The following is a 15,162-nucleotide window of genomic DNA, read 5'->3' on the forward strand; positions in this document are numbered from 1 at the left end:
ACTGATATCGTTTGGAGAGATACCCAAGTGGCTATAAGGGGACCCTCTGCTAAGGGGTTAGACTGCGTAAGCGGTGCGTGGGTTCGAATCCCACTCTCTCCGCCATTTTCAATCCATAGCAATACTAATTATTGTGGCGGTGTAGCTCAGCTGGCTAGAGCGTACGGTTCATACCCGTGAGGTCGGGGGTTCGATCCCCTTCGCCGCTACCATAATACCTGGAGGCTTAGCTCAGCTGGGAGAGCATCTGCCTTACAAGCAGAGGGTCGGGGGTTCGATCCCCTCAGCCTCCACCATTTTCATCTTTTTAGAATTGCTTTTACACCGTGCCGGTGTAGCTCAACTGGTAGAGCAACTGACTTGTAATCAGTAGGTTGGGGGTTCAAGTCCTCTCGCCGGCACCATTTTTAATTAATGCGGAACCGTGGTGTAGTTGGCCTAACATGCCTGCCTGTCACGCAGGAGACCGCGGGTTCGAATCCCGTCGGTTCCGCCATTTTTTCCACAAAATGAGTGGGAAGTGTAAGACTTTTCCGCTTAATTGTCATGTAATCTTATGGCTCGGTAGCTCAGTCGGTAGAGCAGAGGACTGAAAATCCTCGTGTCGGCGGTTCGATTCCGTCCCGAGCCACCTTTTTTGGGGGATTAGCGAAGTGGCCAAACGCATCAGACTGTAAATCTGCTCACGTACGTGTTCGGTGGTTCGAATCCATCATCCCCCACCATTTATGAGCCATTAGCTCAGTTGGTAGAGCACCTGACTTTTAATCAGGGTGTCGAAGGTTCGAGTCCTTCATGGCTCATCCCAAACAGAAAGTCATCACCTTAGGGTGGTGGCTTTTTTTGTGTTTTTATGTCGTATTATAGTAGCGCGCTGCTGTAGTGATTAACATAATATTAGAGAATATGCTAAAATAGGCGAAAAGAGCAAAAGTGGTGGAGTATGGTGACTATGGATAGCGAAACATTGCGAAAAAAGTTAGAGCAGCTCACCGGAAAGAAAACCGGAATCAAGCAGTTAGGGAGGCAACATTCAGCTTCTCTTTTTAGCCTGGGATTGGAAGCACAAGAACAGCCGGTAATCCATGAAGGTCATCTTTGGGCACCATTATATGAGACTGATGGACGTGTAACCGCTATCTGGGTGGAATTGGATGGACTTAACTCTTTGGAAATACAATTAGTGAATTATGCAGTTCGAAACTTTGCAATTGCACTAAAAGCTACTGGGGTTAGAGAAGAAGGGGAAGCGGAGGCTCGGCAGCTGGGTACCTGGTTGAACACCGAACTGGAGCAAGAGAAAAATGACTCTGAGATACCCGATGAGATGGCTCTAAAGGGACGTTTATTCGGAGATATGGTTCCATTCCTACTTAGCAGTGAGAATGCACATAGCCCGCAGATCACTTATCGTTCCTTAATGAAGCTGCTGCGCAGCTATTTTGAGAATGAAATTCTGCTTATACCTCTTCAAGAAAAAGAATGGTTAATATTGGCCCGGAAGGAACTACTCACGGGCGGAGATGATAAGGATGAGGAAGAAGAGAGTGTAGATGAAATTCTGGCTCAGACCAGTATGGGTTTACACGAACTGATAGCCAGCGAATGGGTAGGTGTATTCCATTTGGCTGTAGCCCCGGCTATAGTCCCTGTTAAGGGATTGACGGGATCCGTGGCCTTGCTGAGGGAGACCATTGTACTCGGACGTATTTTCCAAGTGGGTGAATATATTCATTTACCTTGGGAGCTGCATTTGGAACGTTTGGTTAACAGCATTCCTGATGCACGGCGTAAACAGTTACTTGGACAGATTGGCGACTATTCTACCGTATTATCGGATAAAGAGATGCTGATGACCCTGGAGACGTTTTTTGAGATGGATTGTAATGTAAGTGAAACAGCCAAGAAGTTATATATTCATCGCAACACGCTTTTATACCGTCTGGACAAGATAAAACAGGAGACGGGTGCCGATGTGCGTAGCTTTGGGGACGCTGCTATTGTGAAGCTTACTATGCTTTTGTATAAAGTGACGAAAAGGAAATAGGTTTTTTGTGAACGTTACAAATAGCCACCGTGTCCCGTCTAGGGTAATATAAATGTACAAGGAAAAAAGAATTTTTCAATTAATCAATAATTAACTCGAGGGGGAAATACAATGGCAGGCGTACGTTTAGAGCATATTTTCAAAAAATACCCGGGTTCAGATAAAGCAACAGTAATGGATATCAATCTTGATATTAAAGATAAGGAATTTCTAGTATTGGTTGGACCATCCGGTTGCGGTAAATCCACAACTTTGCGTATGATCGCTGGTCTGGAAGAAATCTCCGAAGGTAAAATGTACATTGGCGATCGTGTAGTCAACGACGTTGCACCTAAAGACCGCGATATCGCGATGGTATTCCAATCCTACGCCCTGTATCCGCATATGAGCGTATACCAAAACATGGCTTTCGGTTTGAAACTTCGTAAAGTGAAGAAAGATGAAATCGACAAGAAAGTACGTGAAGCTGCTAGAATTCTCGATATCGAGCATTTGCTAGATCGTAAACCAAAAGCACTTTCCGGTGGTCAACGCCAACGTGTCGCTTTGGGACGCGCTATCGTACGTGATCCACAAGTCTTCTTGATGGATGAGCCTCTTTCCAACTTGGATGCTAAACTTCGTGGTCAAATGCGCGCTGAAATCACTAAACTGGTTAAACGCCTTGAAACCACTTGTATCTACGTAACGCATGACCAAACAGAAGCTATGACAATGGGTGACCGTATCGTAGTTATGTATGATGGTATCATTCAACAAGCTGCTTCCCCTGAAGAGTTGTACAATGAACCAACTAACCTGTTCGTAGCTGGATTTATCGGATCCCCTACAATGAACTTTATCAATGGTACTTTGTCCGAAGCAAACGGTTCTATCCGTTTCCGCGCTGAGAACCTTGATGTTGAAGTACCAGGCGGAAAAGCTCAAATCATCCGCAGCAAAGGCTACATTGGCAAAGAAGTAATTATGGGCGTTCGTCCAGAAGATATCCATGAAGAGCCAGTATTCTTGGAAGCTTCCCCGAACACAATCTTTACTTCATTGGTTGATGTAACTGAAAACCTTGGTCACGAAATGCTCCTTTACTTGAGCGGCCTTGGTAAATCTACTGTAATCGCTCGTGTAGATGGACGTTCCACTACTCGCGAAGGCAGCAAGCCAAAATTGGCTATCGATATGAACAAAGTTCACTTCTTCGATAAAGAATCCGAAGTTAACATTCTGTTGGGATAAGATCGCAGGATCTTTTCTCTCTTGATAAAGCCACCCGAAAGGGTGGCTTTATTGTTTAATTAGGGTCGTAATGGATAGGCGTTAAGATTGCATTCACAAGCGTTATCAATTAAGATAGCAGGAGAATTACCTCCGGAATTGTAATGAGATCGCTGTCAACCGGACGCAGTAAGCGGACATATACCGCAGGTGACGAAAGGACGAATTTACATGGCTAAGAAAGTAAAAGTATCTGAATTGGTACAACATTTTCAATTAGAGGTTATTTCCGGCCAGGAAGGTCTAAAACGACCTATTACGGTCGATGACCTGAATCGCCCTGGACTAGAGATTGCTGGTTATTTCGAATATTATCCGGAAGAACGTGTTCAACTATTAGGTAAGACAGAACTCGCATTCTTCTCCATGCTGCCTGAAGCTGAACGTAAAAGTAGGCTTCGTGGAATCTGTAATGACAATACCCCTTGTATCGTAATTACCCGTAGTTTGGATGTGCCACAGGAGTTAATTGATATAAGTAATGAAAAGGGACTTCCTGTGCTTCGTAGCTCGATGGCTACGACTATTTTCTCCAGCCGTTTGACGAGCTTCTTAGAAGGGAGATTAGCCCCTACAGCAACGATTCATGGTGTACTCTGTGATGTATATGGTGTAGGTATGCTGATTACTGGTAGTAGTGGTATTGGTAAGAGTGAGACAGCCCTTGAACTTGTAAAACGTGGACATAGACTGATCGCTGATGATGCCGTGGAAATCCGCCAGACTTCAGATAACCAGCTGCATGGTACAGCCCCTGAGTTGATCCGTCACTTGTTGGAAATTCGCGGAGTAGGTATCATTAACGTAATGACACTTTTTGGTGCGGGTGCTATCCGTAATCATAAACGGATTACACTTGTCGTTAGATTAGAGGCTTGGCAGCAAGACAAGCAGTATGACCGGCTTGGACTTGATGAGGAAACAACGCGGATTATTGATACCGATGTTCCACTTGTAACCATTCCTGTACGTCCAGGACGTAACCTTGCCGTTATTATTGAGGTTGCTGCGATGAACTATCGCCTGAAGCAAATGGGCTTTAATGCAGCCCTGCAGTTTACGAATAAGTTAACTGCGACCATATCTGAGGATATGGACGATCTCGATTAGGAGTGTGAGACAATGTTCCCATTAGCAATAGATCCTATTGTATTCTCAATTGGATCACTACCTGTACACTGGTACGGGTTAATACTAGGGGTCGGTGCACTCGCGGGATTATTTCTTGCGATCCGCGAGGGCAAACGGTTCGGAATCCCGCAAGAATTCTTTATGGATATGCTGCTACTGGGTGTACCCTCGGCAATTATAGGGGCACGGATTTATTTTGTAGCTTTTAAATGGGACGATTATAAGCATAATCTGATAGACGTCTTTAAGATCTGGAATGGCGGCATCGCCATTTACGGCGCATTAATAGGAGCGATTATTTGCGGAATTATTTATTTCCGTTATAAGGGTTACCCTTTCTGGCGTATTGTTGATATTTGTGCACCTGGACTACTGGCGGGTCAAATGATTGGCCGCTGGGGAAACTTTGTCAACCAAGAGGCATACGGCAGCGTAGTTGAGGAATCTTTTTTACGGGATAAACTGCATTTACCTGACTTCATCGTTAATCAAATGTACATAGGAGATGCTTTTCATCATCCGACCTTCCTGTATGAATCTCTTTGGAGCTTACTAGGGATTGCGTTATTGATGGTTCTCCGTCGTCAGAAGTTTGTACGTGCTGGGGAAATCTTCATGTCTTACTTTATATGGTATTCCATCGGTCGGTTCTTCATCGAGGCTGTGCGTACTGACAGTTTAGCTTTTAACGGAAGTGCAGGACTGGCTTCGTTTATAAACGGCTTATGGAGTCCGATGGAATGGTTAGGTTTTGAACAAGGATATCTGGATCCTGCCTATGGTAATATTCGTATTTCTCAGCTGCTTTCTCTACTTATTATTGTGGCAGCTATATTGCTGATCGTTATTCGCAGAGTAACCGGAGAGCCTAAAGCACATTATTCTGACCCTATCGTATGTACTAAACCGATCCAAGCAGATACTGTAGTGCCAGAAAGCGCAGTAAATACACCGCAGAAAACTCGTCAAGGAACACAACCTGAGCAAGGACAGCCAGCGGATGGAGATAAGAAGGAGCAGTAAAACTTATGATAGAATGCGTTCTTTTTGATCTGGATGGAACGATTGTCGATACGAATGAGCTAATCATTAGTTCATTTATGTACGCGCTGAAGGACAATGGTCTGGCTCCACTGACCAGAGAAGAGATAATTCCGCATATGGGAACAACCCTTCAGCAACAGATGAGAGTATTCTCTGGACTAGAGGATGTAAATGGTACGTTAGAAAAGTCCTATCGTTCTTATAATAATGAGCATCATGATGAGTTAGTGCGTTCCTTTCCGCTTGTAAAGGAGACCATTGAGGAGCTCTCGCGTCGTGGGATCAAACTTGGGATTGTAACTACTAAGATCCGTCCAACAACGATCAAGACCCTGGAAAGGTTCGATTTGCTTAAGTACATGAATACGATTGTGACTGTGAACGATGTTACTGAACCAAAGCCACATCCGGAGCCCGTACTGACAGCGGTCCACAACCTTGGTGTTGATCCTCGCAAAACCTTAATGATAGGTGACAGTGCAGTTGATATTCAATCAGCCAAAGCTGCCGGTGTATACGCTGCTGGAGTATCTTGGTCTTTGAAGGGCGAGGATACGCTCCGCAAGTATGATCCGGACTTTATCATCCATAACATGAAGGATATTATAGAAATTATGGAGCGAGGAACGAATGAATCGTGAGAAACGTAACCCGTTATCCAGTAGAAGGTCATAACTCACTTTGGTATATTTACCGTACGGTCAGCCCTTGGAAGGGTGTCCGCAACTTTATTTTTATTCAGATTGCCCGCTATTGTCCGATTCTACCGTTAAAGAATTGGATCTATCGACGGATGCTGGGGATGAAGGTTGGTAAACACACGGCTTTTGGTCTTATGGCAATGGTGGATGTGTTTTTTCCGGAGAAAATAACGGTAGGTGAGAATTCTATTATTGGTTATAACACGACGATTCTGGCGCATGAGTATCTGATCAAGGAATATCGCCTGGGCGAAGTGGTGATCGGTGAAAATGTATTGATCGGCGCGAATACAACGATTCTTCCCGGTGTAACCATTGGAGATTGGGCAGTTATAGCTGCTGGCTCCGTGGTGCACAAAAATGTGGCGGCTGGCTCTTTTGTCGGAGGCAATCCTCTGCGAGAGCTGCGCCCCTCTTCAACGGAAGAACATTCGGAACAAGTGTAAACGATGCTTTTTTAACCCTGCAGTTACATATTGCGTTTTTTTAGCGCAGGTTCTGCAGGGTTTCTTGCGTCTTAGAGAAGATTATTAAGGAAACTTTAAGTTCTTCTTAAGTTTTTAGAACAGATACATTCGATATAATTAGCGTTAGTGATAAGGCGAATCCCACGCTAGGCATTCAGCTTCAAATATCAGAATGTAAAATCAGCAGGTGCAGGCTTCCTGGTATTTTCAGTTTCCACATTCCGCTTAGCGTCTCTATGAACAACCATCATAGTAGAGAAGAGGAATATAATATGAACACTGCGAGACAGGAAAGGCTGCCCCAGCTGGATATTTTCAGAGCATTAGCGATCTTAGGCGTATTGCATGTGCATTCCTCATCTTTTGCCGCTGGAGAGCAGGCACTGCATTCCCCTTATTATTACTGGCTGAACTGGATCAACATTTTCTTTAAATTCGGTACGCCCTCATTTATTTTTCTGAGCAGCTTTGTATTGTTTTATAATTATTATGGGCGTCCTGTGACACGCAGCTTGATTATTAATTTCTACCGTCGTCGATTAAAGTATATTTTATTACCTTATCTGCTAGCCTCTACGGGCTATTACGCACTAACCTTATATGTGAACGGACGATTGACCCAGAACCTCGGTGGCAACCTGTACAGCTTTATTAGAGCGTTATTCTCAGGTTCCGCATATGCGCATTTGTATTTTGTATTTATCAGCATTCAGTTTTATTTGCTTTTTCCAGTACTGCTTAAGCTACTCCAGAGTTCCCGCTTTTTAATTAAATGGGCGGTTCCGCTCGGATTGGCACTTCAGTGGGGGTTTATTTTCTGGAATAAATACGAACTGCACATTGTTGAAAAAGGGAGCCTCGCGATCTCTTATCTGGCTTATTATATGATGGGTGCTTATATCGCAATTCACTTTGAGAAGGTGAAGACTTGGCTGATGAAGCCATGGAGGGAGCTAACTGCCAAGCAAAAAGGATGGACTGCCCTGTTAGTGAGCGGGTGGTTAATTGCAGCCTTTATCCATGTGCAGCTATGGTATGTGGCCCGCCATTTTGGGGTGTGGACGGATTCGCTGTGGTACGAGCTATTATGGAATGTCCATACGATGTTATCAGCATTGGTTCTGTTGTATGCTACATTCCTGATCTATCGTAAGGCCTCTCGCGGGATTGTTGCTTTTTTAACACGTTTGGGTGAACTCTCATTTGCGATATATTTGATTCATCCGCTATTGCTGGCGGTATATCGCAGGTTCCGATATCAGATTCCCCTAGAGTCGCTAACATATGTTTTGTTCATCTACGGAGGGCTTGTGGTCGCACTGGGAGGGAGCTGGCTTATTGTGCAGTTTGCTTTCCGGCGAGTTCCGGGTTCATGGATTATTTTTGGAAGCGTGCCTCGCTCTTTGGAATCCAGTCCGCAGGAAAAGTCAGGTTATATCTCTGAGGAACGGGCAAAGGGGTTCGTGCAGCAGGAGAAATAGCGTTAGAAGAAGGTCTGATACACGCACACGCTTAAACGTGGGGAAGTAGCCTTCATAATATTTGATTAAAAAGGCATCACTTCGATGCGGAGCTTAACAGGAGGAAAGATTATGAGACAAAAAGAAAGAATTCCGCAGCTGGATATTTTTCGGGCGATTGCTATTTTTGCAGTGCTGGCTATTCATGCTACTTCACGAACGTTGGCGGAGACACTAGGTACAAACATGTTTCATCCGTTCTTATTTATTAATAAATTCAGCCAGTTCGCCGTACCTTCATTCATATTTTTGAGTGGGTTCGTGCTCTTCTATAACTATATTGACCGTCCGCTGGGTGGCAAAACGCTAGGAAAGTTCTACACTAGAAGGCTGCTTTATATTATTGTGCCTTATGTAGTATTTTCATTGCTGTATTTTGCGTTAAAAATGAATGCCGGGAATACTTGGGGCTTACCTCCGGGGGAGATGGCTTCTAAGCTATGGAAGTATTTATGGACAGGAACGGCATATACGCATCTGTATTATATTATTATCATTATTCAGTTTTACGTGTTATTTCCGCTCATTTTGTGGTGTTTGCAAAAGGTTCGTCATCTGGCGGCTTGGGCGCCACTGATCGGGTTATTACTACAGTGGGGTTTTGTGCTGCTGAATAAATACATGACCAATCACGGGTATTGGCAGTTATCCAAGGGGAGTCTGGCGATCACTTATTTCTCGTATTTCCTGCTGGGTGCTGGGATTGCAGTGTATTACTCTTCTTTGAAAAAATGGTTAGTGCCTTCACGTGAAGGCTGGCGCGCCGGTAAAGGTCCGGTTTGGATTACGTTGTGGTTGTTATGGATTGTAGCAGGGGTTATTCATGTTGAGCTATGGTTTAACAACTACACGAAAAAAACTGTCATCAACAGCTTATGGTATGAGGGTTTCTCTAATCTACATGCGCTGCTCTCTTGTGTGGTGCTGTTGCAAATCTCCTTCTTGCTCTATGGAGCGGGTCGTAGCTTGCTGACAAGACTTTTGGTATCTGTGGGAGCATGCTCCTTCGGAATTTATCTATTGCACCCTATGCTGCTGTATTTCTATAGAAAATTACCGTTTCACGGGGGTTCTCTTGCGTACATCGCAGCGATTGTAGGAGGATGGCTTGTTGCGCTGCTGGTTTCATGGCTGGCAGTGGCTCTCGTCTTCCGGTATGTGCCTGCGTCTTGGATTATTTTCGGATCAGGCGCACAAAAGAAAGCAAAAACAGGCTCCATAAGCGCATAGTCTACTGCTAGGTAATATAAAAGCGCCGGTCTCCCGTATATGCGGGTTGACCGGCGCTTTTATTTTTTGTCTATTCTCCAGCTTGTTCCCGCTGAAACTCCGCAATAGCTTGATACTGGCTTTCCAGACTACGGTAGACGGAAATATAAATCGGCAGCAGCTGCTTGTACACTTTGGTATGTTCATCAATCGGATCATGCTGGTAAGTTGAACCGATCATGTCGAATACAACATCGAAGGAGTCCACGCGGCCCGTTGCGTAAAGACCAAGCACTACTGCTCCGAGGCAGGAGCTTTCAATACTCTCCGGAATGATGACCTCTTGATCAAAAATATCAGACATCATCTGCCGCCAGACTGAGGAGCGGGCGAAGCCGCCTGTAGCCAGAATTTTGCTAGGACGCCCGATTTGCTCTTCCATAGCCAGCAGAACCATATACATATTGAAGATTACGCCTTCTAGTACCGAGCGAATCATATGCTCCTTATGGTGATTCATCGAAAGGCCGAAGAAGGAGCCACGAGCATCAGGATTCCACAGCGGTGCCCGTTCACCAGTTAAGTAAGGATGGAACAGAAGACCACCGCTACCTGCCGGAACTTGTTCCGCGATGCGCGTTAGAACCTCGTAAGGGTCAATGCCAAGACGTTTGGCGGTTTCGACTTCAGAAGCAGCGAACTCATCCCGTACCCAGCGGAACAGCATACCGCCGTTATTAACGGGCCCTCCGATCACCCAATGTTTTGGGGTTAAGTTATAACAGAAGGTCCGTCCTTTAGGGTCGGTAAGCGGGTTATCCACTACGGTGCGAATCGCTCCGCTTGTTCCAATCGTTGCGGCCACTACACCGGGTTTAATCGCGCCTACGCCAAGGTTGGACAAGACGCCATCACTGGCTCCTACGACAAAAGGTGTAGTCGGGAGCAGTAACAGCTCCTCTGCTAGACCGGGAAGCAGGCCTTGCATGATCTCTGTGGTGGGAACAAGCCGTGAGAGTTGATCTGGTGAAATATGGGCTATCTCCAGGGCCTCTTTATCCCACTCCAAAAGTTCAAGGTTGAGCATGCCTGTAGAAGAGGCAATGGAATGATCGATGATGTATTCGCCGAACAGCCGAGCGAATATGTATTCTTTTATAGAAATGAATTTATAGGTTTGTTGAAACAACTGAGGCTGCTCTTCCCGAAGCCACATTAGCTTGGTAATCGGTGACATAGGATGAATAGGCGTTCCTGTGCGCAAATACAACTCATGTCCGTTGAACTCGTTCTTCAGGCGAAGTGCAGATCCGGCACTACGGTTGTCAGCCCAAGTGATGCAGGCAGTAAGTGGTTTACCCAGCTGATCAATTGCAATGACACTGTGCATGGCTGAACTGAAGGAGACGAATAGGATCTTATCTGGAGTTACGGCGCTTTGCCGCATGACATTAGAGAGGGTATGAAAGACTGCACGTAGGATTTGCTCTGGGTCCTGCTCCGCTATAGAAGGGGAGGGTTGATGCAAGGGATAACCCATATTCGCTTGTGCAACTATGGCTCCATTCTCCTCGAAGAGAACTGCCTTTGTACTTGTAGTACCAATATCAACGCCAATCATATAGGATTTAGTCAAGCGTTAGCCCTTCTTTCTAGTTGAAAGTATATTTTTAGAACACCAATTACAAAATTATGAAGTACAATCGTATTAGCTCATTATAGTATTCGATAAGCGGGGAGGCAAAAATAAAGAAAATGCCAAACGCTCGACTAAGGGTTTGATTGACGAAAAAGCAGTGAACATGATACGATATTGAAAATACTTTAATTTGCTACCACTTTACCATAGTAAAGTAAACATAAACAGTATCTAATGATAACTGACGAGGTGAACAATGAAGATGTCCAAACCAAAGGGATTTGAGAAGCCGTCTGGCGTTCGGGACTATCTGCCCCGGGCCGTAACGAAATTGCGCAAAATTGAGAACGATGTACTGCATTGCATGAGTCGCTGGGGATATCGGCAAATGATGACTCCAACGTTGGAATATTACGATACAGTTGGCGTGGCTAGCTCTACGTCGGACCAGAAGCTCTATAAATTACTTAACAATCGTGGTCAGGCTTTGGTGCTTCGATCAGAAATGACTGCCCCGGTTGCCCGTGTTGTTGCCTCTCTATTGAAGGATGAGCCACTGCCATTGCGTCTGTCATATCACGCGAATGTATTCCGTGCCATTGAGGAAGAAGCGGGGCGGGAAGCGGAGTTCTTCCAGACAGGTGTAGAGCTGGTAGGTGATGATTCACCTGAAGCTGATGCGGAGGTAGTTGCGCTTGCTATTTCTTCGCTGCAAGCCGCGGGTGTGAAGTCTTTTAAGATCGCTATGGGGCATGTAGGCTTTCTAAATGGGTTATTTCAAGAGGCACTTCCTGAACTGCCTGAGGCTCAAGAGGAGCTGAAAAGTCATTTGCTGGGCCGTGACTATGTTTCTTTCCGGGAGACTTTACGGCGGCTGGATCTTACAGAAGCGCAGAAGAACGAACTGGATGGGCTGCTGCGTCTGCGCGGAGGCAAGGAGATTTGTGGACAGGCGCTAGAGCTGAGCAATCATCCGCTCGCGCGTCATTCGATTGATCATTTGTGCAAGGTGTGGGAGGTGCTGGTCTCTTACGGCGTATCACAGCATGTACTGATTGATCTGACGATGATCGGGGACTTTTCCTATTATACTGGCATGACTTTTGAAGGTTATGCAGCGGAATTAGGATTTCCGGTATGCAGTGGTGGTAGATACGACAATCTGCTGCAACAGTTTGGGCGTCCGATCCCATCCACAGGATTTTCCTTAAAAACGAATCGCATCCTGGATGGTGTAACTGGAGTGGTCGAAGAGGAAGAGCTGCCTATTTTGATCCAATATGATGCGATTCGCAGAAAAGAAGGCTTGGAAGAGGCAACACGCCTGCGGTCAGAGGGTCATGCAGTCGTTACTAGACTTGCTGCAGGTCCAGAAGAGCTTGAAACGGTGAAGCGTTTGGATACGGACACGGTTGAAGCAGAGGGTGTACGGTACGGTGAGATCTATACATTCGTATCTTTTGTAAGTGAGCATGGCTGAGGATATCGCTAGTACAAAAAGCGATTAACATAAATTTTGCATGGAGATGGAAAAGGAGGCAACTTAACAATGGCACAGATATTGAAGGTGGCTATGCCAAAAGGCCGGATTTACGAAAAGGCTGCTGAGCTGTTCCGCCAGGCAGGTCTTCCGATTCCACCGGACGGTGAGGCATCACGCAAGCTTGTTATTCCGCTGCCTGAGGCAGGGATGGAGTTTATATTGGCGAAACCAGTAGATGTACCTACATATGTAGAATATGGCGTGGCGGATATTGGTATCGTGGGCAAGGATGTTTTGCTGGAGGAAGATCGTGATGTATACGAGCTGCTTGATCTTGGCATTGCCCGCTGCCGGATGTCGATCATCGGATTGCCGAACTGGCAGCCGGGAATTCAGCAGCGTGTAGCGACGAAATATCCGAATGTAGCTTCAAGGTATTTTAGGGAGCAGGGCCAACAGGTCGAGGTAGTGAAGCTGAATGGATCCATCGAGCTTGCACCACTGATTGGTCTGGCCGATCGTATTGTGGATATGGTAGAGACCGGGCAAACGCTGCGGGACAACGGATTAATCGAAATGAAGAGTATATTCGAAATTACAAGCCGCCTGGTGGCAAATCGTGTGAGCTATCGGATGAAAAATGAAGAGATACAGCAACTGTGTGACCGACTACAGGCAGTTATAGGGCAACCTAATTTGCGGTAGGCGGCAACAGATGTTAGGGGTAAAGGGAGGAACCAGCGATGAAGGTTGTGTCGAGCAAGGACTTTAAGCTAGAGCGGGAAGTGGAGTATGGTACGCCAGAGCAAAATCAGGCGGTAAAGGAAATTGTGGCCGCCATTAAAAAAGAAGGAGACACAGCGCTTCTTCGCTATACGGAGCAATTTGACCGGGTTGCACTTACGCCGAATCAACTGCGGGTAACGCCGGAAGAGCTTCAGGCAGCGTATGGCCGAGTAGAGCAATCTTTCGTATCTGCCATTCAAGCAGCTGCAGCCAATATCCGGGCGTTCCATGCCAGACAGAAACGGAATTCATGGATGGATTTGCAGCCGGATGGCACGATTCTGGGGCAGATTATTCGTCCGCTGAAGCGGGTAGGGGTATATGTACCTGGTGGCAAAGCAGCTTATCCCTCCTCGGTGCTGATGAACGTGATCCCAGCACAGATCGCGGGTGTGCCGGAGATCGTCATGGTGACTCCGCCATCCACCGGCGGTAAAGAAGGGATTGATCCTTACATCCTGGTTGCTGCTGCAGAAGCAGGTGTGAATGAAATCTACCGTGTGGGCGGAGCGCAGGCGGTAGCTGCTTTGGCTTTTGGGACGGAGAGCATAGCGCCGGTAGATAAAATATGTGGGCCCGGCAACATATACGTTGCGCTGGCTAAACGCGAGGTATATGGCGCCGTGGATATCGACAGTATCGCGGGTCCAAGCGAAATTGTCGTGCTGGCAGATGAGACCGCTGAGCCGGCTTATGTCGCAGCGGATCTGCTCTCGCAGGCCGAGCATGACGAGATGGCCTCGGCGATTCTGGTCACGCCATCGCAGAGCCTGGCGGATAACGTGGCGGCCGAAGTGGAGCGTCAGCTGCAAGAGCTGCCGCGTCAGGCGATCGCCCGTTCTTCGGTAGAGAATTACGGCGCGATCATTGTTGTGGAATCTATGGAGGAAGGGATCTCCGTAGTGAATAGACTGGCACCAGAGCATCTGGAGATTGTTGTCGAAGATCCTATGGGCCTCGTAGGCAGCATTGAGAATGCTGGAGCCATCTTCCTGGGAGCGTATAGCTCCGAGCCCGTGGGTGATTATTTTGCCGGGCCAAATCATATTATCCCAACCAATGGGACCGCACGTTTCTCGTCACCAGTGGATGTGGATGATTTTATTAAAAAATCAAGTCTGATCTATTACAGTAAGGAAGCACTCTTGCGTGATGGGAAGACCATTATAGAGTTGGCACGTCGCGAAGGCTTAGAAGGCCACGCACGAGCCATTGAGATTCGACTCAAGAACGAAGGAAAAGGTGGAGACGGATATGGAGAACAATAACGAACAGGCCCTGCGCCAAGCTGGATTAAGCCGTAAAACAAACGAGACGGATATAAAGTTGTCTCTTAACGTAGATGGAAGTGGAGTTTCAGAGCTGGAGACGGATGTTCCTTTTCTGAATCATATGTTGGATCTGTTCACGAAGCACGGACAATTTGACCTGTCTGTACAGGCGCGTGGAGACATCGAGATTGATGACCACCACACGGTTGAAGACATTGGGATCTGCCTAGGGCAGGCACTGCACGAAGCACTGGGTGATAAAAAAGGAATCAAACGTTATGCGAGTGTTTTTGTACCGATGGATGAGGCGTTGGCGCAGGTTGTGATCGATATCAGCAATCGCCCGCACTTTGAATATCGTGCAACCTATCCTTCACAGCAGGTGGGCAGCTTTTCGACGGAGCTTGTTCAGGAGTTCCTGTGGAAGTTCGCGCTCGAAGCACGGATTACGTTACATGTTATCGTACACTACGGTTCTAACACACACCACATGATTGAGGCTGTATTCAAAGCGCTTGGACGGGCGCTGGATGAAGCAACTTTGATTGATCCCCGTGTGAAGGGTGTGCCTTCTACGAAGGGAGTGCTGTAG

At 46.5% G+C, this 15,162-nt stretch carries 13 protein-coding genes and 8 tRNA genes; 20 read left to right on the forward strand and 1 reads right to left on the reverse strand.

Annotated elements, in window-relative coordinates:
• Positions 1-13: 13 nt before the first annotated feature.
• From MHB56_RS15165 to MHB56_RS15240, 16 genes are all read left to right on the forward strand, one after another.
• Positions 14-105 (forward strand) — tRNA-Ser (locus tag MHB56_RS15165).
• A gap of 30 nt (positions 106-135) precedes the next feature.
• Positions 136-212, forward strand: a tRNA-Met gene (locus MHB56_RS15170).
• A gap of 8 nt (positions 213-220) precedes the next feature.
• Positions 221-296, forward strand: a tRNA-Val gene (locus tag MHB56_RS15175).
• 32 nt (positions 297-328) lie between these two features.
• Positions 329-404: transfer RNA gene (locus tag MHB56_RS15180), tRNA-Thr, on the forward strand.
• 14 nt (positions 405-418) lie between these two features.
• A tRNA-Asp gene (locus MHB56_RS15185) sits at positions 419-496 on the forward strand.
• Between the two features lie 62 nt (positions 497-558).
• A tRNA-Phe gene (locus tag MHB56_RS15190) sits at positions 559-631 on the forward strand.
• A gap of 8 nt (positions 632-639) precedes the next feature.
• Positions 640-725 (forward strand) — tRNA-Tyr (locus MHB56_RS15195).
• Between the two features lie 5 nt (positions 726-730).
• Positions 731-803 (forward strand) — tRNA-Lys (locus MHB56_RS15200).
• A 149-nt stretch (positions 804-952) separates the two neighbouring features.
• On the forward strand, positions 953-2,047 hold the full coding sequence (locus tag MHB56_RS15205; RefSeq protein ID WP_076307322.1) for a PucR family transcriptional regulator: 1,095 nt from the start codon (positions 953-955) through the stop codon (positions 2,045-2,047).
• 111 nt (positions 2,048-2,158) lie between these two features.
• Positions 2,159-3,280 (forward strand): ABC transporter ATP-binding protein, encoded by a 1,122-nt coding sequence (locus MHB56_RS15210; protein ID WP_076126826.1) that lies wholly within the window; start codon positions 2,159-2,161, stop codon positions 3,278-3,280.
• Positions 3,281-3,490: 210 nt separating this feature from the next.
• Complete coding sequence (gene hprK, locus MHB56_RS15215) at positions 3,491-4,429, forward strand: HPr(Ser) kinase/phosphatase (protein ID WP_036687047.1); 939 nt, start codon at positions 3,491-3,493, stop codon at positions 4,427-4,429.
• A 12-nt stretch (positions 4,430-4,441) separates the two neighbouring features.
• On the forward strand, positions 4,442-5,473 hold the full coding sequence (gene lgt / locus MHB56_RS15220; protein WP_076126827.1) for a prolipoprotein diacylglyceryl transferase: 1,032 nt from the start codon (positions 4,442-4,444) through the stop codon (positions 5,471-5,473).
• A gap of 5 nt (positions 5,474-5,478) precedes the next feature.
• On the forward strand, positions 5,479-6,135 hold the full coding sequence (ppaX, locus tag MHB56_RS15225) for a pyrophosphatase PpaX (protein WP_076308717.1): 657 nt from the start codon (positions 5,479-5,481) through the stop codon (positions 6,133-6,135).
• Entirely contained in the window at positions 6,132-6,641 is a 510-nt protein-coding gene (locus tag MHB56_RS15230) for an acyltransferase (protein ID WP_172628771.1), read from the forward strand. Before ppaX ends, MHB56_RS15230 begins: the two co-directional genes overlap by 4 nt.
• A 293-nt stretch (positions 6,642-6,934) precedes the next feature.
• On the forward strand, positions 6,935-8,143 hold the full coding sequence (locus MHB56_RS15235; RefSeq protein WP_341143719.1) for an acyltransferase: 1,209 nt from the start codon (positions 6,935-6,937) through the stop codon (positions 8,141-8,143).
• Positions 8,144-8,254: 111 nt separating this feature from the next.
• Positions 8,255-9,412, forward strand: coding sequence for an acyltransferase (locus tag MHB56_RS15240; RefSeq protein ID WP_341143720.1), 1,158 nt, complete (start codon positions 8,255-8,257; stop codon positions 9,410-9,412).
• A gap of 70 nt (positions 9,413-9,482) precedes the next feature.
• Here the strand turns inward: MHB56_RS15240 and gntK are convergent, their stop codons facing one another.
• The gene (gene gntK / locus MHB56_RS15245) at positions 9,483-11,012 is read right to left on the reverse strand and encodes a gluconokinase (protein WP_341144376.1); all 1,530 of its coding nucleotides are present in this window, start codon (positions 11,010-11,012) and stop codon (positions 9,483-9,485) included.
• 280 nt (positions 11,013-11,292) lie between these two features.
• Here gntK and MHB56_RS15250 point away from each other — a divergent pair, with 280 nt between their 5' ends.
• The 4 genes from MHB56_RS15250 to hisB all read left to right on the forward strand — a co-directional run bounded on the left by MHB56_RS15250 (position 11,293) and on the right by hisB (position 15,162).
• On the forward strand, positions 11,293-12,510 hold the full coding sequence (locus tag MHB56_RS15250) for an ATP phosphoribosyltransferase regulatory subunit (protein WP_341143721.1): 1,218 nt from the start codon (positions 11,293-11,295) through the stop codon (positions 12,508-12,510).
• 69 nt (positions 12,511-12,579) lie between these two features.
• The gene (gene hisG / locus MHB56_RS15255) at positions 12,580-13,218 is read left to right on the forward strand and encodes an ATP phosphoribosyltransferase (RefSeq protein ID WP_036687062.1); all 639 of its coding nucleotides are present in this window, start codon (positions 12,580-12,582) and stop codon (positions 13,216-13,218) included.
• Between the two features lie 38 nt (positions 13,219-13,256).
• Positions 13,257-14,567, forward strand: coding sequence for a histidinol dehydrogenase (gene hisD, locus MHB56_RS15260; protein ID WP_076126836.1), 1,311 nt, complete (start codon positions 13,257-13,259; stop codon positions 14,565-14,567).
• Positions 14,554-15,162 (forward strand): imidazoleglycerol-phosphate dehydratase HisB, encoded by a 609-nt coding sequence (gene hisB / locus MHB56_RS15265; RefSeq protein WP_036687073.1) that lies wholly within the window; start codon positions 14,554-14,556, stop codon positions 15,160-15,162. The genes hisD and hisB overlap by 14 nt, the downstream gene beginning before the upstream one ends.

It is taken from the genome of Paenibacillus sp. FSL H8-0315, from assembly GCF_038005365.1.
Taxonomy (GTDB): Bacteria; Bacillota; Bacilli; order Paenibacillales; family Paenibacillaceae; genus Paenibacillus_AQ; species Paenibacillus_AQ odorifer.